Source organism: Shimia thalassica, from assembly GCF_001458215.1.
In the GTDB taxonomy this organism is placed as follows: domain Bacteria; phylum Pseudomonadota; class Alphaproteobacteria; order Rhodobacterales; family Rhodobacteraceae; genus Shimia; species Shimia thalassica.
In genome coordinates, this window is record NZ_CYTW01000001.1 from 869,429 (window position 1) to 892,040 (window position 22,612).

Annotated in this window: 16 protein-coding genes; 11 read left to right on the forward strand and 5 right to left on the reverse strand. The window is 56.8% G+C overall.

Annotated elements, in window-relative coordinates; all coding sequences use genetic code 11:
* Nucleotides 1-49 precede the first annotated feature (49 nt).
* Nucleotides 50-961: a LysR family transcriptional regulator gene (locus PH7735_RS04115; protein ID WP_058310027.1), complete on the forward strand. Its 912-nt coding sequence runs from the start codon at nucleotides 50-52 to the stop codon at nucleotides 959-961.
* 2 nt (nucleotides 962-963) lie between these two features.
* On the opposite strand, the gene PH7735_RS04120 is transcribed toward PH7735_RS04115, so the two are convergent.
* Nucleotides 964-1,650 carry a nitroreductase gene (locus tag PH7735_RS04120; protein ID WP_058310028.1) on the reverse strand — a complete coding sequence of 229 codons (687 nt, stop codon included), beginning with the start codon at nucleotides 1,648-1,650 and terminating at the stop codon, nucleotides 964-966.
* A 235-nt stretch (nucleotides 1,651-1,885) separates the two neighbouring features.
* On the opposite strand from PH7735_RS04120, the gene PH7735_RS04130 reads away from it, so the two are divergent.
* Together PH7735_RS04130 and PH7735_RS20500 are read left to right on the forward strand one after the other, a co-directional pair.
* Nucleotides 1,886-3,754 (forward strand): AMP-binding protein, encoded by a 1,869-nt coding sequence (locus PH7735_RS04130; protein WP_058310030.1) that lies wholly within the window; start codon nucleotides 1,886-1,888, stop codon nucleotides 3,752-3,754.
* Nucleotides 3,755-4,004: 250 nt separating this feature from the next.
* Complete coding sequence (locus PH7735_RS20500) at nucleotides 4,005-8,981, forward strand: beta strand repeat-containing protein (protein ID WP_058310031.1); 4,977 nt, start codon at nucleotides 4,005-4,007, stop codon at nucleotides 8,979-8,981.
* 133 nt (nucleotides 8,982-9,114) lie between these two features.
* Here PH7735_RS20500 and PH7735_RS04140 read toward each other — a convergent pair whose 3' ends face one another.
* A complete protein-coding gene (locus tag PH7735_RS04140) occupies nucleotides 9,115-9,789 on the reverse strand; it encodes a thermonuclease family protein (RefSeq protein WP_058310032.1) in 675 nt (224 codons plus the stop codon).
* Between the two features lie 370 nt (nucleotides 9,790-10,159).
* Here PH7735_RS04140 and PH7735_RS04145 point away from each other — a divergent pair, with 370 nt between their 5' ends.
* Nucleotides 10,160-11,146, forward strand: a complete 987-nt coding sequence (locus PH7735_RS04145) for a helix-turn-helix transcriptional regulator (protein WP_058310033.1) — start codon at nucleotides 10,160-10,162, stop codon at nucleotides 11,144-11,146.
* An 87-nt stretch (nucleotides 11,147-11,233) separates the two neighbouring features.
* Nucleotides 11,234-12,409, forward strand: a complete 1,176-nt coding sequence (locus tag PH7735_RS04150; RefSeq protein WP_058310034.1) for an adenylate/guanylate cyclase domain-containing protein — start codon at nucleotides 11,234-11,236, stop codon at nucleotides 12,407-12,409.
* Nucleotides 12,410-12,441: 32 nt separating this feature from the next.
* On the opposite strand, the gene PH7735_RS04155 is transcribed toward PH7735_RS04150, so the two are convergent.
* From PH7735_RS04155 to PH7735_RS04165, 3 genes are read right to left on the reverse strand one after another with little or no spacing between them, the layout of a single operon-like run.
* Nucleotides 12,442-13,011, reverse strand: a complete 570-nt coding sequence (locus PH7735_RS04155) for a TetR/AcrR family transcriptional regulator (protein WP_058310035.1) — start codon at nucleotides 13,009-13,011, stop codon at nucleotides 12,442-12,444.
* A 5-nt stretch (nucleotides 13,012-13,016) separates the two neighbouring features.
* Nucleotides 13,017-14,072, reverse strand: coding sequence for a flavin monoamine oxidase family protein (locus tag PH7735_RS04160; RefSeq protein ID WP_058310036.1), 1,056 nt, complete (start codon nucleotides 14,070-14,072; stop codon nucleotides 13,017-13,019).
* Nucleotides 14,072-14,740, reverse strand: coding sequence for a cupin domain-containing protein (locus tag PH7735_RS04165; RefSeq protein WP_058310037.1), 669 nt, complete (start codon nucleotides 14,738-14,740; stop codon nucleotides 14,072-14,074). Before PH7735_RS04165 ends, PH7735_RS04160 begins: the two co-directional genes overlap by 1 nt.
* 239 nt (nucleotides 14,741-14,979) lie before the next feature.
* On the opposite strand from PH7735_RS04165, the gene PH7735_RS04170 reads away from it, so the two are divergent.
* The 6 genes from PH7735_RS04170 to PH7735_RS04195 all read left to right on the forward strand — a co-directional run bounded on the left by PH7735_RS04170 (nucleotide 14,980) and on the right by PH7735_RS04195 (nucleotide 22,593).
* Nucleotides 14,980-17,049, forward strand: coding sequence for an oxidoreductase (locus PH7735_RS04170; protein WP_058310038.1), 2,070 nt, complete (start codon nucleotides 14,980-14,982; stop codon nucleotides 17,047-17,049).
* 317 nt (nucleotides 17,050-17,366) lie between these two features.
* Nucleotides 17,367-18,626, forward strand: a complete 1,260-nt coding sequence (locus tag PH7735_RS04175; protein ID WP_058310039.1) for a flavin-containing monooxygenase — start codon at nucleotides 17,367-17,369, stop codon at nucleotides 18,624-18,626.
* A gap of 408 nt (nucleotides 18,627-19,034) precedes the next feature.
* Nucleotides 19,035-19,451: a RidA family protein gene (locus PH7735_RS04180; RefSeq protein ID WP_058310040.1), complete on the forward strand. Its 417-nt coding sequence runs from the start codon at nucleotides 19,035-19,037 to the stop codon at nucleotides 19,449-19,451.
* A 4-nt stretch (nucleotides 19,452-19,455) separates the two neighbouring features.
* On the forward strand, nucleotides 19,456-20,130 hold the full coding sequence (locus PH7735_RS04185; RefSeq protein ID WP_058310041.1) for a DUF1028 domain-containing protein: 675 nt from the start codon (nucleotides 19,456-19,458) through the stop codon (nucleotides 20,128-20,130).
* Between the two features lie 14 nt (nucleotides 20,131-20,144).
* A complete protein-coding gene (locus tag PH7735_RS04190) occupies nucleotides 20,145-21,641 on the forward strand; it encodes an aldehyde dehydrogenase (RefSeq protein WP_058310042.1) in 1,497 nt (498 codons plus the stop codon).
* Between the two features lie 28 nt (nucleotides 21,642-21,669).
* On the forward strand, nucleotides 21,670-22,593 hold the full coding sequence (locus tag PH7735_RS04195) for a LysR family transcriptional regulator (RefSeq protein WP_058310043.1): 924 nt from the start codon (nucleotides 21,670-21,672) through the stop codon (nucleotides 22,591-22,593).
* Nucleotides 22,594-22,612 lie beyond the last annotated feature (19 nt).

Here is a 22,612-nt window from a genome sequence, read left to right on the forward strand (position 1 = left end):
TATCGTTTTTTTTGCTTTGCTTTCAGGCAGATCATGACTGGGGAACAAGATGCGTTTGACCGATATCGATTTGCGATTGCTGCGCGTTTTCAAGGCAGTGGTCGAGGCAGGGGGCTTTGTCAAAGCGCAGGCCGAGCTGGGAATCAGCCAACCCGCCATCAGTTCCCATATCGCCAACCTCGAACAACGCCTGAGTGTGCGATTGTGTAATCGGGGGCGTCAGGGGTTCTCTCTGACACCGCAGGGCGAACAGGTTTTGGCCGAGACAAACCAACTGCTCAATCATTTGGATTCCTATGCCAACCGGCTGAATGAAATTGGACGCACGCCGGAAATGCTGCTTCGGATCGGGGTGGTGGATTGCATGGTGACAGATACGCAGAACCCGCTTTCTGCGACGATCTCGAAAGCGGACCAGTACTTTGACAACCTGAAAGTCCGGATCGGGGTCTATGACTATCTCGATTGCATCACAGAACTGCGCTCCGGTCGGCTTGATATCGCTCTGGTCGGCATGGGGGTGAACGAAAAAGCCCCGAGCGATGTCGAGGCTAAACACTTGTACGACGAGCCGAGCGGGCTTTTTTGCAGTCCGCAACACGCGTGTAGCCGAACAGAAGATCCTGATGCGCTTGAGGGGCTGGTGCAAAACAGCAAAATCTCGGCGCACAGTTTTCTGAGCAACCCAATGGATGAGACGCTGGATATCCGCTTGCTGGAAGAGAACTCCGAGATTTCACAAGGCAATATCGAGTCGACCACCTACCTGACATTGGCAGGGTCACATGTTGGTCTGATCCCGGTGCACTTTGCAGGTTTCTGGGTGAATGAGGGCAAGCTGGTTGAACTTGCCCCCGAGCGCTACAGGGTTGTTTCTGAAATACACGCGCTCAGGCTTCAGAACCCGAAACACAGCGACGCGGTGGACTGGGTCTGGTCTCACATTCTGGATGCGCGCTAACCTCAGGAAGAGGCGTTATCGAACCCTAGAAAGCGCGTTGTATTGCTTTCGGGGCGTCTGCGCGACACCACCGAATTTGCTGCAAAGTCTTCATCCGGCCAGCCAAGTGCAACACAGGTCAAGATAACCTGATCTTCGGGAATGTTGGCCACTTCACGCACAACGGGGCTTTGCATGATGCCTTGACCGTTGATAACGGCCCCAAGACCACGGCTCCATGCCGCAAGTACCAGACCATAGGTCATCGCACCTGTGTCGAAATGGGCGATGGTATTGTCCAAAAGCGAGCGGTCGAAACACACAACAACCGAAACCGGCGCATCAAACTGGCGAAACCCGCGCATGACCCAGTCCTGGCGTTTCTCTGCGTCGTGACGTTCGATGCCCATCGCTTCGAACAGCTGAATGGCGATTTCGATCTGGCGTTCGCGGTGCGGCCCTTCATACGCAGCATAATCTTCGATCTCGCGGCTGGGCGGGACACCCCCGAGCATTTTTTCGGTATTCCCTTTGCGCACACGTTCCAGCGGCTCGCCCGTCAGCACATGCAGGTGCCAGGGTTGCGTATTCATCGACGATGGGGCGCGATTTGCCAGCGCGATAATCTCTTCCAAAAGGTCTCTGGAAACCGGCTGATCCGTAAACCCACGGATTGAGCGGCGCTGTTGAATGGCTTGGTCGAGGTTCATTTAGGCACCTTTCATGGGGGCTTGGAGCGTGTCGGAGCGGTCGAAAAAGATGGAAGCCCGAAAAGCAAATACCAAGCAACTGAAACCCGCTGGATCAGGATTGTTTCGTTCCGTCATTTCACGACAGGGACCGGACAAGGCGTGTGGGGCAACCACAGACACGGTGTGGCGCAGGGTTGCTTTGTGATCCTCTTCGGGCAAGGCTGACCCCTGTCAGTATCCGGGGGGACACATCATGGCCGTTTTTAGCGCAGACCCAATTCGCACCTTTGACGATCTTCAGACATTCGAGACCGAGCTCACGCTGGAACAACGCCTTCCAGAGCGCAGTATTCTGGACGTGTTTGTCGCGAGCGCGGTAAAACACCCCGATGCAACGGCGATTACCATGCTGATGACCGGAGCCGCGGACGAGGAACCAAGGCGCGTGTCTTACAGTGCGCTTCTTGGCATGATCCAAGGTGCCGCAAACATGTTTACGGCGCTTGGCGGGCCGGTTCCGGGGGTGGCCTATATGCTGCCGTCGCTTGTCGAAACCTATGTAACCTTGTGGGGGGCAGAGACGGCAGGCACTGCAGTGCCAATCAATTTCCTGCTTCAGCCGGACAGTATCACAGAGCTGATCCGTGCCTCGGGGGCAAAGATCCTCGTGGCGCTTGGGCCCCATCCTCAACTGGATATCTGGGAAAAAGCAATGCACATAAGGGATCAGGTGCCCGGCTTGATACTGGTTCGCGTTTCTCCTCCCGGAACACCGGCAGAGGACGGTGTTGTGGATTTCGGAACCACATTGCCCCAGTACCCTCAGGACAGACTGTCCTTTGGAGATGCGCGCAGCGGCGATGATGTTGCTGCTTATTTCCACACAGGCGGGACAACGGGTGTTCCAAAACTTGTCGCACACACCCACCGAAGCCAGCTTGTCGCGGCGTTTGGGGGCGCGGCAATGTGTGGGTACACGCCTGACGATACTCTCACGGCGACTTTGCCCCTGTTTCATGTCGCGGGCACAATCGTCGCGGGGCTAAGTGCGTTTATGGCAGGGGTTGAATTGCTGGTGATGACACCGGGCGGCTTGCGCAACCCTGTGATCGTCGAGAGCTTTTGGCGTCTTGTCGACCAATACAAGGCAACCTTGGTAGGAGGCGTGCCGACCGCGATTGGAGCCGTGTTGCAAACCCCTGCCGATGACTGCGACCTGAGTGCATTGCGCGCGGGCCTGACGGGGGCGGCGCTTCTGCCACCCGCGGTCAGGGATCGGTTCAAGGAGGTGACAGGGCGCAATCTTTACGAAATTCTGGGCATGACCGAGGCCTCGGGATTGATCAGCATCGATCCGTTGAGCGGGCCGGGTGGCGTTGGCTCCGTTGGCTGGGCCTTGCCCTATACGCAGGTCGATGTTTTGACCCTGACACAGGATGGTCGTCTGGGAGATCCCTGCAAACCCGGAGATATCGGTGTGATCGCGATCAAGGGCGATCATATCTCTCCGGGATACCGCAATCCCGCGCACAACGCAGGCGTCTTTGAGAATGGCCTGCTGAATTCGGGTGATCTTGGGTACAAGGATGCCGCGGGGCGTCTTTACGTGGCAGGACGGTCCAAAGACCTTATCATTCGAAGCGGTCACAACATTGATCCGGCCATGATTGAGAACGCCTTGAGCGCCCATCCCGCAGTGGCTGTTGCGGCGGCGGTTGGCATGCCCGATGCCTATGCCGGAGAGCTTCCCATCTGTTTTGTTGAGCTGCACGAAGGTGCAGAAGCCAGCATCGAAGATTTGATGCAGCATGCGCAATCGCACATTGACGAACGCCCCGCGTGGCCCAAGCAGATTCATGTGATCGAGACCGTGCCCCTGACCTCTGTTGGCAAGATTTACAAACCCGGCCTGCGATGTGATGCGGCCAGACTGATGGTTTCGGACCTTGTCCAAACCGTCTTGGGGGCGGGGACTGCCAAGGTGGACGTCAAAGAAGGCGGGGCACGTGGGATGGTGGTCGAGGTCGCGCTGGGCCCAGCAGATCAAGAGGTCGCATCAAAGGTTGAACAGGCGCTGGCAACGTTTCTTTTCGAGGCGAAAGTTTACACTCAAACGGGGTAATGACGATGGTCTGCTGAGGCAGGGCGCCGTCGCCGTTCCCGTGATCTTTTGACGTGTCTCGGCCTTCTGCCACCCATTTCGTACCAGTGCCAAAACGCCAGTTTTGCAGGTTTCCCGTGCAAAATAGCACTATTTTATGCGTTTCACGCAAACCTACTATTATATATCAATATTAAGATGTCTCGGTTGAGGCATATCAATGCTGTGACGCCAATTCCCAAATAAAATTGAGGGAAGAGGAGAGATATCTATGGCTGATTATTTTGTGACCAACGTCTACACAGACGATGACGACAACACGATTCATGGCGGCGGAAGCAATGATCGGTTGACCTATTCCTATACGATCCCGAACACCGGCGTTACGACGGGCTATTTCTCGGGCGGTCTGCCCGGTGGGTATTCGGGGCTTTTTGATGGAAGCGGTAGCAACAACGCTTGGTATAGCGGCATGGAGCACCTGACCTTCCTGACGTCCGTAGCGGGCAACGACAATATCCGCTCCGGCGACGGAAACGACTCGTTGATGTCAGGGGCGGGCAACGACACGCTGAGTTCCGGCGGTGGCCATGATACGATTGATGGCGGATCAGGCGTGGACTACTGGAATGCGGACCGCTCGGCCGATGCCACGGTTTCTATCGATCTCAACGGTGTGAGCACACTGACCGGCGGTGGTTCGGTGCGCAACATGGAAGGGTTTCATCTGACCACAGGCTCGGGCAATGACAACGTGACCGGTTTTATCAACAGCACGTTGCACGATTGGGTGTCCACTGGCGACGGGAATGATCTGATCACCATGTGGAGCGGTGGCACGGACGAAATCCATGGTGGCTTGGGGAATGACAGGCTTGTGCTAACGAATGCGCTTGGGCCTGTCTCGACCAGCTATTGGTCTGGTGACCTGACCCAAGGCTACAGCGGTCTGTTTGATGGCCCCGGCGGGGCGAATACCTGGTTCTATGGAATTGAGAATTTCACCTACACCGACGAGGCAGGGGGCGCCGACGTCATCCGCACGGGCGATGGCAATGACAGCATTTCAACGGCGTTGGGCAACGATACGATCAATTCAGGCGGTGGCGTCGACACGCTTGATGGCGGGGAGGGCACAGACTACTGGCAGGCAGATCTATCTGGTCATGCATTGGTCAATGTAAACCTCAACGAACCTTCGACACTTGAAGGCGGCGGATCGGTGCAGAATATGGAAGGTTTCCATCTGACCACCGGCGCTGGCAACGATAGTATCACCGGACATGTCGACAGCGTCCTGACGGATCGGGTTTACAGTGGCGCGGGTGACGACCTGATCACCATGTGGGTGGGCAACACGGACGAAATTCACGGCGGTGCCGGAGAAGACCGTTTGGTCGTGATCAATGACTCCGGGGCGATCAACACAAGCTATTGGACCGTGGACACGGGCAATGGCGGCTATAATGGCCTGTTTGATGGTCCGGGTGGCGATAACATGTGGTTCTATGGCATTGACCACTTCACCTATACCGATCTGGCGGGTGAAAATGACAGGGTACGCACCGGTTATGGCAACGATAGCGTTCTTGCGGGAGACGGAAACGATACCCTGAATTCTGCTGGTGGTGACGATACGCTAGACGGAGGCGCGGGCACCGATTACTGGATCGCGGATTTGTCCGGTCACGCGATGGTTGACGTCGACCTGAACGAGGTTTCGGACTTTGAAGGCAACGGCACCGTTCGCAATATGGAAGGCTTTAATCTGACGACGGGTGATGGTGATGACCGCATCACCGGCCACCGGGAAGGCGCATTGAATGACCGTGTCGCTGGCGGCGAGGGTGATGACCTCATCACCATGTGGACGGGCGGAGACAACCAAATATACGGCGGACCGGGGGACGACCGGTTGGTGGTGACCAATGAAGTCGGCGCAACCACGACCAGTTATTGGGCCTTGGACGCCGATCATGGGGGCTATAACGGCTTGCTTGATGGTCCGGCTGGGAACAACACCTGGTTCTATGGCATCAACCATTTCACCTATACCGGCACAATCGATGAAAATGACAATATCCGCACAGGGGACGGGAACGACAGCGTCACAACTGCTGGCGGCAATGACATCATTCATTCCGGCGGTGGACACGATACGGTGGACGGCGGCGCCGGAACCGATTACTGGCATGCGGATCGCAGTGCCGATGACGTTGTAGACGTGGACCTGAACGTGGTCTCGGACCTCACAGGGGGCGGTTCTGTCCGCAACATGGAAGGGTTCAACATAACCGCAGGTGCCGGCAATGACAGCATCACCGGCTTTGAGGCCAACTCGTCCAATGACTTTGTCTATGGTGGTGACGGGGATGACCTGATCCGTATGTGGATGGGGGGCACGGACGAGATTCGCGGCCAAGGCGGGTCGGACCGGCTGGTCTTGACCAATGCCCAAGGCGCCACCAACACCAGCTACTGGTCAGGAAATGCTACGGACGGCTACAGCGGTTTGTTCGATGGTCCGGGGGCTGCCAATACATGGTTCTATGGAATTGAGCATTTCACCTATACCGACGAGGCAGGAGAGAACGACAACCTTCGAACCGGCGCTGGCGATGACAGCATTGCAAGTGCCGGCGGCAATGACACGGTCAATTCGAACGCTGGCGACGATACCGTCGACGGCGGGGCAGGGACCGACTTCTGGCTGGCAGATCGCAGCGCGGATGCTCTGGTCGACGTAAACCTGAATGAAACCTCCATGCTGACGGGCGGTGGCTCGGTCCAGAATATGGAAGGCTTCAACATCACCACCGGAAGCGGCAACGACAGCGTCACGGGCCACACCGACAGCGCATTCGGGGACTATGTGAACACTGGCAGTGGTGACGACCTGATCACCATGTGGATGGGAAACACTGACGAAATCCATGGTGGGGCCGGATCGGATCAGCTGGTCCTGACAAACGCCCAAGGGGCCATCAGCACGAGCTATTGGTCAGGCAACGCCACTGATGGGTACAGCGGGTTGTATGACGGTCCGGGTGGGCACAATACCTGGTTCTACGGGATCGAAAGCTTTGTCTACGTTGATGACGCTGGCGGAAGTGACACCATCAGAACCGGCGACGGCGATGACAGTATTGCCGCCGGTGCGGGCAACGATACCATCTTGTCCGGTGCAGGCGACGATACGGTTGATGGCGGGGCAGGCACCGATCGCATGGTCTGTTCAATCGCAAGCACGGCGATCTCAAGCGTTTCGATGGATGGCTCTCATTTTTACATCAACACCAGCGCTGGGCGCGATACTGTTTCGCGGAATGTCGAGTTCTTCGATTTCACCGATATGTCGCTGACAAACGCAGAACTTCTGGCATATGCGGGCCAGGCGCCAACAGGTGAGGTCGTTGTTACGGGCACGCCGGAACAGGGGCAAACCCTGATCGCAGACTCATCAACGCTCGACGATGCAGACGGTCTGGGCCCATTGTCCTATCAATGGTTGCGGGATGGCGCGGACATCACGGGTGCGACCGGCGACTCTTATGGTCTTGGACAGGAAGATGTCGGCACCGCAATCTCGGTGCGGGTCAGCTTTGTTGACGGGGCAGGCACACCGGAAACGGTCACCAGCAGTGCTACGGCGTACATCGCGAACGTGAATGACCCCGTGGAAGGCGCGCCTGTGATTACCGGCGATGCGACACAAGGGGAAACCCTTTCGGTGGACACATCAGGTCTGTCTGATCCCGATGGGTTGGGTCCATTGTCCTATCAATGGTTGCGCGATGGCGCGGACATCACGGGCGCGACCGGCGACTCTTATGGTCTTGGACAGGAAGATGTCGGCACCGCGCTCTCGGTGCGTGTCAGCTATGTTGACGGCTCGGGCACACCGGAAACGGTCACCAGCATTGCCACTACAGACATCGCCAACGTGAATGACCCCGTGGAAGGCGCGCCTGTGATTACCGGTGATGCGACACAGGGGGAAACCTTGTCTGTGGATACATCAGGTCTGTCTGATCTTGATGGGCTGGGAGCGTTCTCCTATCAATGGTTGCGGGACGGCGCGGATATCACTGGCGCGACCGGCGACTCTTATGGTCTTGGGCAAGAAGATGTCGGCACCGCGATCTCGGTGCGTGTCAGCTATGTTGACGGCTCGGGCACACCGGAAACGGTCACCAGCATTGCCACTACAGACATCGCCAACGTGAATGACCCCGTGGAAGGCGCGCCTGTGATTACCGGTGATGCGACACAGGGGGAAACCTTGTCTGTGGATACATCAGGTCTGTCTGATCCCGATGGGCTGGGAGCGTTCTCCTATCAATGGTTGCGGGACGGCGCGGACACCACCGGAGCCACGTCTGACAGCTATATTCTTGGCGCGGAAGACGCAGATGCCGCCATATCGGTCAGGGTCGCTTACACGGACGGTCAAGGCACAGCCGAGGCCGTGACAAGTGCCGCAACTGATCCGGTTATGGGCTCAGGCCTGCATCTGATCGGGACCTTGGGGGCTGACAGGTTGGATGGCGGCGTCGGAGATGACACATTGGAAGGTCTGGCTGGGCCTGACCGCCTGAACGGGCAAGACGGTGATGACAGCATCTTTGGCGGCGATGGCGTCGACACGTTGATTGGTGGAGAAGGTGACGACATGATCGTCGGCGGCGATACCGATGCCGATCTGCGCGACGTGGTCTATGGTGGCGGCGGACATGACAGCATTGACGGTGGTTATGGTAATGACGAGCTGCGCGGTGATGCGGGCAATGACACCATCGCGGGGGGCTTTGGCGCCGATACGGTGATCGGGGGCACCGGCAACGACACCCTGACGGGGTCTGCCTTTGCCGACCAGATCTTTGGCAGCGCCGGAGATGACTTTGTGAACGGCGGCTTCGGGCATGATCTGTTGAACGGGGGCGCTGGCGGCGACCGGTTCTTCCACATCGGGATCTTCGATCACGGGTCAGACTGGATTCAGGATTACAACGCGGCGGATGGCGATGTTCTGCACTTTGGCAACGCCTCTGCCTCGATCAGCCAGTTTCAGGTCAACACAACCCATACGGCCACGGCCGCCGGAGAACGATCGGGGGATGACGACGTCGAAGAAGCGTTCGTTATCTACCGTCCCACAGGACAGATCATGTGGGCGCTTGTGGATGGCGGTGGTCAGTCATCGATCAACCTGCAGATCGGCGGAGATGTCTTTGATCTGATGGCATAGACTGTTCAATAAACGCTAAGGAGCCCGCCATGATACTTGGCGGGCTTTTCTGTTTACCCGAGCGCGACAGCACGTTCCGGCTGGCCCTAGCCAATCAAGCCGAGGGAATGCAGATGTTCGTCGTCTCATGTTGTCAGCGTGCGCGACGCCATCCGGCGTTACGTGCATCGGCTTCTGAACAGAACCAACGTTCGCCGTAGCGTTCGCTGATTTTTGTGCGGCTGTACCATTTGGTTCCGGGCATGTGGTAAATGCGTGCGCCTTTGGAGCTGATGTTGCCCTTGATGTTGCAGTTACCGCTTTGCGGTGCGGCGCGCACAGGCGTATGCGCCTCAAGCCGCGCCCCATTTCTCCATTTGTCGGGACGCACAAAACTGCCCTGCCAGAGCCCCAGTTCGGCATTCTGTGCATAGCGTTCATGCGCGGTGTAGTCGTTTGAATACTTGCGATAGGCGACGGCCCAACCGTTTTGAACCATCCATCCATTGAGATCGGTATCCCCGACAGAACAGGTGCCAATCAGGCGGTCATACCGGTCTTTGCCGGTAATTCTGCAGGTGACTCTTTGCCGGTCTATCGCGTGATCAAGAGCCCAAGCCGCCTTTTGCCCGCACCGCCAGCTTTTGCTTTTGGCGTCCTGACACCTCTGGCCGCTCTCGGGCGCATCAATGCCATGCAGGCGGATACGCGTGCCGTGCAGATCAATTGTATCGCCATCAATGACACTGGCCCGGCCAGACAGGGTCGGGGGCTCGGCAGCAAATGCAGGAGAAGACAAGGCCAGCAAGAGGGAAATCAGACGGATCATGGGATCACTCACAGTTTGGTTAATATTTGGTTAATTATTCGCGGGATACAAGGCGGCTGGAATTGGTTCGATCATGTCAGGATCTCGAGGATTGGGGGCAGATGACGCTTTCGAAGCCGCGTTTGGTGCGGCTCTCACATTGGTCTCGTCTGCCGTTCGAACCGATGATCCGCCTTGGTTAACTTGACCATGAGATACGGGGAACTGGCCGCCCATGTTTGGTTTTTCACGTCAGCCTTTATTGAAAACCAGCCAAGTTTTGCTTTCGAAACAGGTGAATATGGCGTTTTATGCTCTTGGTGTTCCGATTGGGCCGCCTCGACCCGACGCCGGCGCCGGACTGCGGGAAACCAACTAGGACAGGTGAGTCATGAACGTAGACAGTTTTCGCTTGCGGTTTCTCATGGAACAATTGCGACAGCGGTCTGATGATCAAACCGTGCAGGACGTGCTCAAGGTGATCGGCATCCGGAATCCCGAAAACCCAATCGAGGCGGTGGACGAAGCACAATTTATCAGGGTCGCCTGCGATGTTCTGAAAGATTCGTTGTTTGGTATCAAAGCCGGTTTGAACTTTCGCCATTCGACAACTTTGGTGGGATATGTCGCCAAGTATTCGCGGTCTCTCGAGATGGCGATCAGGAACGCGCGGCGCATCAACGGGGCCGTTTTTCCCGCCTATGATTATCTACTGACCGTGTCGGGAAATGCGGCGTCTTTCGAGCTTTCCGCGATTGATGCCCAGCTGTCAAAGTTTCACCGGCATCGGGAAATGCTGATGTTCGGCGCTTTGTCCTATTTGCGTGAACTCACACAAACGGGGTTCTATCCCTTGGAGATGCGGTTTGATCACCTTGTCGGAGGGCGAGAGGCCGACATCCGCAAAATGGCGGGGTGTCCGGTTATGTTTGGAGCAGAAAAGCTTGAGATGATCCTGCCGCTTTCGGCGCTGGATATTCCTGTGCCAACCTATGAGCCCGCGCTTCGAGACCACCTTATCGCATATGGGGAACGTCTGGTCGCGGACCAGCCGAACCAGAACCCGAGCCTGCGCGCACGTGTCGAGGGGATACTTGTCAGTGGCCTTCCTGACAGGCTTGTCCCGGCCGAGGAAGTGGCATCTGACATTGGTATGAGCCCGCGCACAATGGCCCGCAGATTGAAAGACGAGGGTCTGACTTTTCGCAGTATTGTGGATGACCTGCGGCTTGATCTTGGCAAGACCTACCTGAAATCCGGGATCAGTGTCACCGAAGTGGCGTTTCTTCTGGATTACGCAGACACCGCCGGTTTTTCCACGGCCTTCAAGCGCTGGACCGGGGTGTCACCACGACAGTTCGCACATGCCACCGAATAGAGACGTGTTGGGTTAACTGTCGAGGGTACCAAGAGGGGCGTGGTTTTGTGCTTTGCACATTTGGCAAGCCAAGCCTAACCTGCTTTCATGGATGCCATTGATAAACTCACGCACTGGATGATCACCGAGGGGCGTCGCTCGGGGGATCCGGTGAAAGTGGTGTCGCATTTTTGTTCTTCCCTCATTGAGGCTGGTGTTCCGTTTTGGCGCGTGAATATCGGCCAGCGTTTTGCCAATCCGTTGCTCATCGCGTGGGGGGTCGTTTGGACACCTGACGGCACCGAAAGCTATGACGTGACCCACGAGCGGATGCTGACCGATGGCTATGTCGGAAGTTCGTTCGAACACCTGATGATCCATAGGGCACCCCTTCACAAAAGCCTGCGTGGGCTTGATCCGGAGAGTGACCACCTTTCCTACATCGAATTCGCAGAGATGGGCGGCACGGATTACTATGCGACCCTGATGTATTACGGGGATGGGTCTCTGCACGGATGTACGTTTGTCACGCAGTCCGATGCGGGATTTCTGCCGGAACATGTGAAGATGATCGAAGCGGCATTGCCCGCCTTATCGGCCGCGATGGAACCCATCACCATGCGCAAGTCGTCTCAAAGCCTGTTGAGAACGTATCTCGGGGCCGGACCCTCTCGGGCTGTTTGGGACGGGTCGATCAGGCGTGGCGAACGAACCTCGCTGGAAGCCGTGGTGATGTTTTCCGACCTGCGTGGCTTTACCGCGCTTTCCGACACCGCAAAGGAAGAAGACCTCTTTGGTGCCCTGAACGGCTATTTCGATGTTGTTGTTCAGGCGGTCGAGGAAATGCAGGGCGATGTGCTCAAGTTTATGGGGGACGGTATTTTGTCCATATTTCCAATCGCTTCCCCCGATGAGCGGACGCATCAGTGTCGCCAGTCCGTTTTGGCCGCGCAGAAAATTCTGGCAGACCTGGCCGTATTGAACCTGGACCGGTCAAAGGCGCATCTTACCCCGCTTGAAATTGGCATCGGTCTCAATTCGGGCCAGGTCAGCTATGGCAATATTGGCAGTCCCGGCAGGCTGGATTTCACGGTGCTGGGTGGGGCGGTCAACGTCGCCAGCCGGATCGAAGGATTGACCAAATCCCTCGGCCACCGCCTGCTGGCCACCAAGGCAATCGCGCAGGAAACCCCTGAGTGTTTTGAACCATGCGGTACACACGATGTTCGCGGTCTGGATCGCCAGATTGATCTGTTCCACTTGATCGAGGCGGAATCTGGATAAGGCAGCAGGGGCGGCCCGTCCGGCAGGACCGGTCACCCCGAGAGGCGCCCCTTCAAGAGTTTGAGCGCCATATCAAACAGGACGACATCTTCTTCTGCACGCGCAGCAAGCTGTGCTCCTTCCAGCACGGCAAGAGCAGCCGCACTCTCTAGTTCAGGGTGCGCTACGCCGGCAATGCTGCCATCCGTTTGACCCGCTTCGAATGTCTTGGTGAGCCAACCAATCAGCATGGCGCGAAACTGTCTGATTTGCGCGATGACTTCGGGCGGAAGGCTTTCGGGACTTGAGGAAAAAGACACACACAGGCACAGGCTTTTCCCGTTCTCCAAGGCCTCTCTATAGATATCGATCAAGGCCAGCAGGCGCGCACCGCCGCTGGTCTTTTCCTCGTGGATCCTCAGAATCTCCGTTTCAAAGGCTTCGGCATACCTGCGCATGAGTGCGACAGACAGGTTTGCCTTTGACGGAAAGTGATGGTGGATGCTGGCTTTGCGGATGCCGACATCTGTTGCAAGATCGGCATAGCTAAAGCCGTCGAAACCACGCGCGCGCGCGGCCCGTTCAGCAGAGTTCAACAGAGCGGTTTTCGTATCGGCTGGCATTGCATTTACCTCTTTTCAGCCATCAGCATCTGCAGGGCGCTTTCCGCAGCTTCCAAAGCACCTTCGAGATAGCCACCAAACTCTGATGCCACTTCTGTACCGGACAACACCAGTTGCCCGTCCCAGAGGGTGCTCAACGCTTGCGGCAACCCATAGGTTGGATGTGCATAAAGGGGGGCTTTGTCGGCCTCGATCGATGTGTGCGGGTCGCTTGCCCAGTCTTTGATATAGATTTGCCTTGGCGTTACGGCGTCAGGCCCGAACAGGCGGGTTAATTGAGCCTGAACTTGATCGCGTAAGACCTCTTGATCTTCGCGGGCGCCGGGCGGAATTCCGATAAACCCGAACAATGCATAAGGCCCGCCCGTTGCAGGCGACGCATCATGAATTTCAACCATAGGCCCAATCCGGCTTTGTGCATCGCCAGACAGACCGGCGTTGCGCCAGAAAGGGGTGTCATACACGGCAAGCGCCTTGGCTTGTCCTGCCATCCAGGTGGCAATGCTCTGCATCGTTTGCACCGCTGGTTGGGGCAGGGGCGGCGTGAACCTGATTTGCGTTGCGACACGTGGCGGTAGGGCCAGAACCACTCGATCTGCCCTCACAACCTCACCGTTTTGGCAGGTTGCGGTGATGCCCATTTCTGTTCGCTCAAGCGCAGTGACAACAGAATTCAGCCGTTTTCGTGCGTCGGGGATGCGATCCGCAAGGGCCGCGGTCAGAGCCGCAAGCCCGCCTTTGAGCCGCCATGACCCTTGCATTGATGAAAACCCCCGCCCGCGCTGCACCTGTCCGCGTTCATTTTCATACATCAGATCGCCGCTGGCAAACTGGTCAAACTGTTCTAACCCGAGCCTGTCGATCAAAGCGGCCATGCGCGGCTGTCCGGGCCAAAACCAGGCAGGCCCCATGTCGAAATATCCGCTGTCGAGGTGTTCGGTCTTGATACGACCGCCAAACCGGCTTCGCGCTTCGACAAACTCATAGTTTTGGTTGAAGGACTGCAAGGTTTCTGCGAGGGCAAGGCCCGACAAACCGCCGCCGATGATCAGGGTTTTCATTAGACAGTTGGCGCCTGTGCAAAGGGCAGATGACCGGTTTTGATCCACACCTTCGCGCCATCTGGCCCTGCGGTTATGGACAATGCTTGCCCCTCGGGAAGACGCAGCCACCCCCCTTTGCCCAGTGTATCCGTATCTTGTGTCACCTCTCCATCGATGACCAACATTTCTATTCCGCCGGTATCCGTGTTTGCCAGCACAGCGCCAGCATCCAAATGGCTGTATGTCACGGTTTCGCGGACGTCGCGGTGCAACACTGCCGTGGCAACGCCGTCGACGGGGGCGTTCAACTCGTCGGCCATGTATTTGCGGAACTGCGTGCGATCCTCTGGATCAAACTGCCAGAGCTTGACGAAAATGGTGCACCCGCCCTCAGATCCGGGCGTGTGCGCGCTTGTCGGAGGATTGCGCACATAGGTGCCTGCGGGAAAGTCACCATGTTCGTCCTGAAACACACCTTCCAGCACAATAAATTCCTCGCCACCCGTATGGGTGTGCGCCGAGAATTTGCTGTTGGGGGCGTATCGCACGATGGATGTGGCACGCGCGACTTCGGCGCCCAGCCGATCCAGCATACGCCGATCGACCCCGGGCATAGGGGACGCGACCCAGTCAATCTGATCCGAATGGACAACGACACGTTTTTTGAAATCTGCGTTCAGTTCCATTTTTTCCTATCCCGTTTTGCTCTGACCGGGCACGGCCTGTCTTGTTTACGATCATCAACCTATCAGTAGGTAGGCGAATTCGTCAATTGCCCTTCCCGAGGCAGCAGGACACTTCGAAAAGAAGAAAATTTAAACAGAAGCTTAGGCACAGGCTAATCAACGCTTTTACAAGCTTAACTGTCACCAACGCCCTGATAGGGTATTCATTCACAATAATCTGCTTTTGAAGGAGCCGGTGGATGCGCGATCCTCGCTATGATATTTTGTTTGAACAGGTCAAAATTGGTCCCCTAACGACCAAAAACCGGTTCTATCAGGTGCCGCACTGTAACGGCGGCGGCTACCGGGATCCTTCGGCAGCGGCTGAGATGCGCGGGATCAAGGCCGAAGGTGGCTGGGGTGTCATCTTTACCGAACAGTGCGAGATGCACCATACCTCGGAAATCACGCCGTTTATCGAGCTGCGCCTGTGGGAAGACAAAGACATTCCCCAGCTTCGCAAGATGTCGGAAAAGATGAAGACCTATGGTGCCCTGGCAGGGATTCAGTTGGCCTATTCCGGGATCAACGGCCCGAACCTTTATACAAAAGAAGTGCCCTTGGCGCCATCGGCCCTGCCTATCCGGACCTTTACCAATGACCCTGTACAGGCACGCGCGCTTGATAAAACAGACATCAAGAACCTGCGCCGCTGGTTCGTCAACGCGGCGCTGCGCTCGAAAGAGGCTGGTTTTGATCTGATCAACCTCTATGGCGCCCACGGGTTTGGTATTTTTCAACACTTTCTGAGCCGCGCCACCAATCAGCGCAGCGACGAATATGGCGGCAGCCTTGAAAATCGGGCGCGGTTCTCGCAAGAGGTGATCAGTGACATCAAGGATGCCGTTGGCGACACCATGGGGATTGCCCTGCGGATTTCGCTCGACGAATCCATCGGCGATCTGGGGTTTTCCAACGCCGAGGTGCGCGACTATATCGAGATGAACAAAGACCTTCCCGATCTCTGGGATCTGGCCCAAGGCACTTGGGAGGATTGTTCTGGTCCCTCACGGTTCAAAGGCGAGGCTGCACAGCAGGATCTTGTGCGTGGCATCCATGAATTGACAGACAAACCCGTTGTTGGCGTGGGGCGTTTCACATCGGCTGATACGATGGCCAAACAGGTAAAATCGGGTCTGCTTGACATGATCGGCTGCGCCCGCCCATCGATCGCTGATCCTTTCCTGCCGAAAAAGATCGAAGAAGGCCGGATTGAAGACATTCGCGAATGCATTGGCTGCAATATCTGCATCACCGGCGACATGACCATGTCGATCAGCCGCTGCACCCAGAACCCGACCTTCATGGAAGAATGGCGTAAAGGGTGGCACCCAGAGCGGATGAATACTAAAGGCAATAGCGACAACGTGCTGGTTGTCGGATCAGGGCCTGCCGGTCTTGAAGCGGCACGTGCCTTGTCCGAGCGGGGCTATGATGTGGCGATTGCCGAAGCGGGTACGGAACTGGGGGGGCGCGTTGCAAAGGAACGCAAACTGCCGGGCCTGAGCGCCTGGGGCAGGGTGCTGGAATATCGCGAGTATCAGATCAGCCAGAAACCCAATGTCGAAACCTATTTCGACAGCGAGTTGGACGCCGAAAGCATTCTTGAGTTTGGCTTTGAAAACATCTGCCTTGCGACCGGTTCAAAATGGCGCAGAGATGGCGTCGCTCGCCAGCACGTCGTGCCCATGCCAATTTCGCCCGACGCCAAAATCTATACGCCCGATGATCTGATGGACGGCACCGTCCCGTCCGGCAAAGTGATCGTGTTTGATGACGATCACTACTACATGGGCGGGGTGCTGGCTGAACTTCTGGCTAAACAGGGCGCGGATGTGACTTTGATCACACCAGCAGCCTATGTGAGCGACTGGACCAATAACACACTGGAACAAGCTACAATTCACCTCAAACTGGTCGAGGCTGGCGTTGATATCGAGTTGAACCGTGGTGTCACCGAAATCCATGCTGACCACGTGGTCAGCAACTGTGTCTACACCGGCAGAACGCAAAACGTCGAAGCAGATGCAGTTGTGGTTGTCGCGGCGCGTCTGGAAGAGAACGGTGTTTATAACGACCTCAAGGCGCGCGAAGCCGAATGGGCAGATGCCGGTATCAAATCGGTCGAACTCATCGGCGATGCCAATGCTCCGGGGCCGATTGCATGGGCGACCTATGCCGGACACCGCTATGCCCGCGAACTGGACGGCGAAGACATCGGTGATGCTTTGCCCTTCAGACGGGAAATCACCGAATTGGCTGTGGATTAAGCCCCTTTAAACAAGGTGTACCAAGATCTGCGACGGGTGACCGCTTCACGGGCCGACAGGTAAGCTCCCCCTTTTGAGGGGGGCTTCTACGCTGCTTCCGGCTTCTGGATTGGAGTCAGACCTCTGATGCCCGTGTCTGCCTTGCTTTGACAAGAAAACCACCGCACCCAATCCCCCTTAGTTTTCAGGTGCTCCCTGATTAGCCACAGCCAAACCAACGCTTCTTGATTCCGTATTTTCGGCCTGTCGAAGGCTCCACTAGGGTGAATGCAAGATGCCTCCTACGGCGGCAAATACCTCGATCAAAGGATCTACAAATGTCGATTGAAAAAACCGATACGCTTGTTGTGGGCGGTGGGCAGGCGGGCATCGCGATGAGCGAACACCTGCGTGCAAACGGAATTGAACACCTCGTTCTGGAAAAGAACCGGGTGGCCGAGGCATGGCGGTCCGGTCGGTGGGATTCTCTTGTTGCCAACGGTCCAACATGGCATGACCGCTTCCCCAACCTGGGGTTCGACGATTGTGATCAGGACGCGTTCGCCAGCAAAGAACGGATTGCCGATTATCTGGTGGATTACGCCAAGATGATTGACGCGCCGATCCGTGCGGGCGTCGAAGTGACCAAGGCCGAGCGCACGGCAGATGGCGGGGCTTTTCTGGTGGAAACCAGCGACGGGACCATCGAAGCCAAGAACATCGTCGCCGCCACTGGCGCATTTCAAACACCTGTCATCCCGCCCATCGTGCCCGCCGACACGGATATCAAACAGCTGCATTCGTTTAACTACAAGAACCCCGAACAACTGCCCGAAGGCGCCGTAATGGTTGTTGGCGCTGGGTCCTCAGGTGCCCAGATCGCAGACGAATTGAACCGTGCGGGCCGCAAGGTGTTCCTGTCGGTCGGACCACATGATCGCCCGCCACGCGCCTATCGCGGGCGAGATTTCGTATGGTGGCTGGGCGTTCTCGGCCTTTGGGATGTGGCCGCGATGAAACCCGGTACTGAACATGTCACGATTTCCGTCAGCGGTGCCTATGGCGGCCAGACGATGGATTTCCGCCGCTTGGCTGGCGAAGGCGTCACGCTGACCGGCCTGACAGACGCCTTCAAAGAGGGTGTGCTGACCTTCAAAGGCGATCTTAGGGACAACATCGCGGCAGGGGATGCCAACTATGCTGAAATGCTGGACATGGCAGACGCCTATGTCGCGCGCACCGGCATCGACCTTCCCGAAGAGCCGGAAGCGCGCACCTCATTTCCTGATCCAGCGTGCCTGACAACGCCGGTCACTGAACTGGACCTCGCCAAAGAAGGCATCACGACAATCATCTGGGCAACAGGTTTTCGTCAGGATTTCAGCTGGCTCAAGGCGGATGCCTTTGACGAAAAGGGCGCACCCAAGCATCAACGCGGCGTGTCGAGTGAACCTAACATCTTTTTCCTTGGTCTTCCGTGGCAGTCCCGCCGGGGGTCCACATTTATCTGGGGCGTTTGGCATGATGCAAAACATGTGGCGGACCAGATCTCGATCAAGAAAGCCTATTTGAACTATCGCGCCCCGACAGAGGGCTAATTCCCAAAACCCAAGGGCTCTGCCTTGCAGGTGTCGAAAGGGAATGGACAGACCTAATCAGTTTCTCTGATTGATTAGGCGTTGCCTATCCGATGCTGAGCGAAACGATGCTTTCCATGTCGTTCACCAGCGTGACATCTTTTGCGCAGTTCCGGGCCCGCGGGCTGCTTTTTGGTCAAGTGCGCTTTGAAGGTCGAGACATGTTTCCAGCAGATGTCCAATCTCTTGTCTTCCTTCACCAAAGCCGCAACACCCACCTGATCCGAGGGCGCAGAATGCGCTGAACGATCTGCTTTGGGCCTTGGCCCGCGACAGGGCGCAGGTTCGGGGGATGCTCCCCTGATCCTCCCTGAAAAAACACCGGTGCAGACAGATCTGTCTGCAACTTGAAACACGACGGAGACCCCAATGGCGCACACGCGGATACGTAAATTCAACACGTCTAAAACCTACCCCGAACAAAATCTGGACAACGACCTGTGTCAGGCAGTTGTGACCACGGGCGGCAAAACTGTCTGGCTGCGCGGACAATGCCCGCAAAATCTGGATGATGCCGTGAACATCGACAGCCATGATCCGGTCGAGCAGACCCACAAAGTCATGCAAAACATCAAACAGCTGATCGAAGAGGCCGGCGGGTCAATGGAGCATCTGGTGAAAGTGGTGGTTTACATCACCGACGTGCGCCACCGTGAAGACGTCTATCGCACCATGGGCGAATACATCAAAGGGGTGCATCCGGTTTCCACCGGTCTCGTGGTTCAGGCTCTGGCCCGTCCTGATTGGCTGGTTGAAATCGACGGCACCGCCGTTATTCCGGATTGATGCCATGACATTTTCACTGGTTGCCCGTTGTGTCGAAACCGGAATGTTCGGCATTGCCATCTCATCATCGTCCCCCGCGGTTGCGGCCCGCTGTTCGTTCGCGCGGGCGGGTGTTGGGGTGGTTGCTTCGCAAAATGTAACGGACCCGTCTTTGGGGCCGTTGACGCTCGACCACATGGCACAGGGGCTGTCTGCGGCCCAAGCTGTGGCCGCCGTTGTCAAACAGGGCAAATTTATCGAATACCGACAGGTTCTGGCCGTCGACAACGCAGGCACAACCGCCATTCATTCAGGTCCCAACTCGTTGGGAATCTGGACGCAGGCCTCGGCCGAGAATGTTGCGTCCGGTGGAAACCTTCTGGCCAACGACACCATCCCGCAGGCGGTGGTGGATGGATTTTTGTCCGCAACCGGACATCTGGGTGACCGCCTGATTGCTGCCATGCGCGCGGGTCTTGCGGCAGGTGGCGAAGCGGGGCCGGTTCATTCGGCCGGTATGAAAATCGTCGACAAGGTCAGCTGGCCCGTTGTCGACCTGCGCTGTGACTGGAGCGAAGGGTGTCCGATCGAAAACATCGCCACGGCTTGGGACGTCTATAAACCACAACTGGATGCCTACATCCAACGGGCCTTGGACCCACGCGAGGCACCGTCTTATGGCGTGCCCGGAAACGAATAAGGACAGAGACGATCATGTTGGATTACACCAATCAAGACTGGAAATCACGCGCATCAGAGCTGTCTTTTCGAGGGCAGGCGTTCATCGAGGGCGCTTTTGTGAATGCCGTTTCGGGAAAGACCTTCGACAATATCAACCCTGCAACCGGAGAGATCCTGAATCAGGTTGCTGAATGCGATGCGGCAGACATTGACCTTGCCGTGGCGGCGGGGCGCCGCGCGTTCGAAGATGGCCGGTGGTCACGGATGGCACCGGAAGGACGCAAGGCGATCCTGCTCAAACTGGCGGATTTGATCCGCGCCAACCTCGTTGAAATGGCGCTGCTGGACAGCCTTGATATGGGCAAGTTGATCACCGATGCCGTCACTGTCGACGCCCCGGGAAGTGCCCATTTCTTCCAGTGGTATGCGGAGTCTATCGACAAGGTCTATGACGAGGTTGCCCCAACTGCACCGGGTGATCTGGCGCTGGTGCGCCGTGTGCCGTTGGGCGTTGTCGGGGCTGTAACCCCATGGAATTTCCCGTTGGATATGGCGACGTGGAAGGGCGCGGCTGCCTTGGCCGCAGGCAATTCCGTCGTGCTGAAACCAGCCGAACAATCGCCCCTGTCCGCGTTGCGCCTTGCAGAGCTTGCCGCCGAGGCTGGCGTGCCGGATGGCGTCTTTAACGTGGTGCCGGGCTTTGGGGCCACAGCAGGTCAGGCGCTGGGTCTGCACATGGATGTGGATTGTCTGGCCTTTACCGGATCAACGCAGATCGGCAAGCGCTTTATGGAGTACTCCGGCCAATCCAACCTCAAACAGGTGTGGCCCGAGACCGGCGGCAAAAGCCCCAATTTGGTTTTTGCGGATTGTGAAGATCTTGATGCTGCTGCCGACATGGCGGCATTCGGAATCTTCTTTAACCAAGGCGAGGTTTGTTCCGCCAATTCAAGGCTTTATGTCGAACGCTCAATAAAGGACCAGTTCGTCGAGAAAATGATCGAACGGGCAAAGGGCATGCAGCCGGGCGATCCCCTTGATCCGGCTTCGAAAATGGGGGCGATCGTCAACGAACGGCAAACACAGGGCATCATGCGCTTTGTCGAGGCTGGCAAGGAAACGGCGAATTTGGTCGCCGGTGGCGAACGTGTTACGGTCGATGGCAAGGGCTGTTTTGTCCAGCCGACGATCTTTGACGGTGTGACCCACGATAACCCATTGGCCCGAGACGAAATTTTCGGGCCCGTTTTGTCCGTCATCGCGTTTGATACAGAAGAAGAGGCCGTGTCGATGGCCAATGATTCAATCTATGGCCTCGCGGCATCGGTGTGGACAGACAACCTCAGCCAGGCTTGCCGCGTCGCTGACAACCTGCATGTGGGCACGGTTTCGGTCAACACGGTGGATGCTTTGTCCGCCCAGACCCCGTTTGGCGGAATGAAGCAATCTGGATTTGGGCGTGACTTGTCGCTTCATTCTCTCGATAAATACACGGCACTCAAAACGACCTGGATCAAATACAAACCCTGACCAACCCACCCAAGGCACAGGAGAGAACATGCTGAGATACACTCTCAGGCAACTGGAATATTTTGTTGCTGTCGGCGAAGCCGGCAGCATTTCTCTTGCGTCTGAAAAGGTCAACGTGTCGTCGCCCTCCATCTCGGCGGCGATCAACCAGCTGGAAAAGGAATTTGGTCTGCCGCTGTTCGTGCGCCAGCATGCACAGGGGTTGTCTTTGTCCCAAGCGGGCCGCCGGATGTTGGTTCAAGCGAAGCTGGTGCTGAAAAACGCCGAAGGCCTCATGGCACTGGCAGGAGACATTTCCGGCGTGGTGCGCGGACCGCTGGCCGTGGGATGTCTGATGACCTTCGCTCAGGTCGTTTTACCCTCGGTGAGAAAAAGCTTTGAGACCGAAAATCCAGAGGTCGACGTCTCGCAATACGAACTGGATCAATCCGCAATTTTCAATCAACTTCGGCGGGCCGAGATTGATGTCGCGCTGACCTATGATTTGAACCTGCCCGCAGACCTGCAATTTGTATCCCTGCTAGAGCTGCCGCCCTATGCGCTTGTGGACGAGACCCACCCGCTGGCCCATTTGTCAGAGGTCTCTGTCACCACCCTCAAGGACCATCCGATGGTTCTTTTGGATTTGCCCTTCAGCGCGGACTATTTCCTGTCCTTTTTTTCGCAGGCTGATGTCACCCCGAATATTGCCGAGCGCACAAAAGACATGGCCGTGATGCGAAGTCTTGTGGCCAACGGATTCGGGTATTCGATTGCCAATGTCAGGCCCGTGAACGATCGCTCGCCAGACGGCAAGCTGCTCAAGTTTATCCCCCTCGTCGGAGATGTTCGGCCTATGCGGCTGGGGTGCCTGATGTCGCAAGATGCCGACACCTCCAGCGTTGTGCGTGCATTTGTCGACCATTGCGTCGAACAGCTCAAGAATGACAACTTCGCAGGGCTGGAAGGATGACAAGCGTCCCTCCATAAAT

What these genes read in the sequence shown, in the direction of transcription:
- PH7735_RS04150 (WP_058310034.1), top strand. Translation starts at nt 11,234, where the DNA reads ATGGATGCCATTGATAAACTCACGCACTGGATGATCACCGAGGGGCGT.
- PH7735_RS04145 (WP_058310033.1), top strand. Translation starts at nt 10,160, where the DNA reads ATGAACGTAGACAGTTTTCGCTTGCGGTTTCTCATGGAACAATTGCGA.
- PH7735_RS04120 (WP_058310028.1), bottom strand. Translation starts at nt 1,650, where the DNA reads ATGAACCTCGACCAAGCCATTCAACAGCGCCGCTCAATCCGTGGGTTT.
- PH7735_RS04190 (WP_058310042.1), top strand. Translation starts at nt 20,145, where the DNA reads ATGTTGGATTACACCAATCAAGACTGGAAATCACGCGCATCAGAGCTG.
- PH7735_RS04165 (WP_058310037.1), bottom strand. Translation starts at nt 14,740, where the DNA reads ATGGAACTGAACGCAGATTTCAAAAAACGTGTCGTTGTCCATTCGGAT.
- PH7735_RS20500 (WP_058310031.1), top strand. Translation starts at nt 4,005, where the DNA reads ATGGCTGATTATTTTGTGACCAACGTCTACACAGACGATGACGACAAC.
- PH7735_RS04115 (WP_058310027.1), top strand. Translation starts at nt 50, where the DNA reads ATGCGTTTGACCGATATCGATTTGCGATTGCTGCGCGTTTTCAAGGCA.
- PH7735_RS04180 (WP_058310040.1), top strand. Translation starts at nt 19,035, where the DNA reads ATGGCGCACACGCGGATACGTAAATTCAACACGTCTAAAACCTACCCC.
- PH7735_RS04155 (WP_058310035.1), bottom strand. Translation starts at nt 13,011, where the DNA reads ATGCCAGCCGATACGAAAACCGCTCTGTTGAACTCTGCTGAACGGGCC.
- PH7735_RS04195 (WP_058310043.1), top strand. Translation starts at nt 21,670, where the DNA reads ATGCTGAGATACACTCTCAGGCAACTGGAATATTTTGTTGCTGTCGGC.
- PH7735_RS04185 (WP_058310041.1), top strand. Translation starts at nt 19,456, where the DNA reads ATGACATTTTCACTGGTTGCCCGTTGTGTCGAAACCGGAATGTTCGGC.
- PH7735_RS04130 (WP_058310030.1), top strand. Translation starts at nt 1,886, where the DNA reads ATGGCCGTTTTTAGCGCAGACCCAATTCGCACCTTTGACGATCTTCAG.
- PH7735_RS04160 (WP_058310036.1), bottom strand. Translation starts at nt 14,072, where the DNA reads ATGAAAACCCTGATCATCGGCGGCGGTTTGTCGGGCCTTGCCCTCGCA.
- PH7735_RS04170 (WP_058310038.1), top strand. Translation starts at nt 14,980, where the DNA reads ATGCGCGATCCTCGCTATGATATTTTGTTTGAACAGGTCAAAATTGGT.
- PH7735_RS04140 (WP_058310032.1), bottom strand. Translation starts at nt 9,789, where the DNA reads ATGATCCGTCTGATTTCCCTCTTGCTGGCCTTGTCTTCTCCTGCATTT.
- PH7735_RS04175 (WP_058310039.1), top strand. Translation starts at nt 17,367, where the DNA reads ATGTCGATTGAAAAAACCGATACGCTTGTTGTGGGCGGTGGGCAGGCG.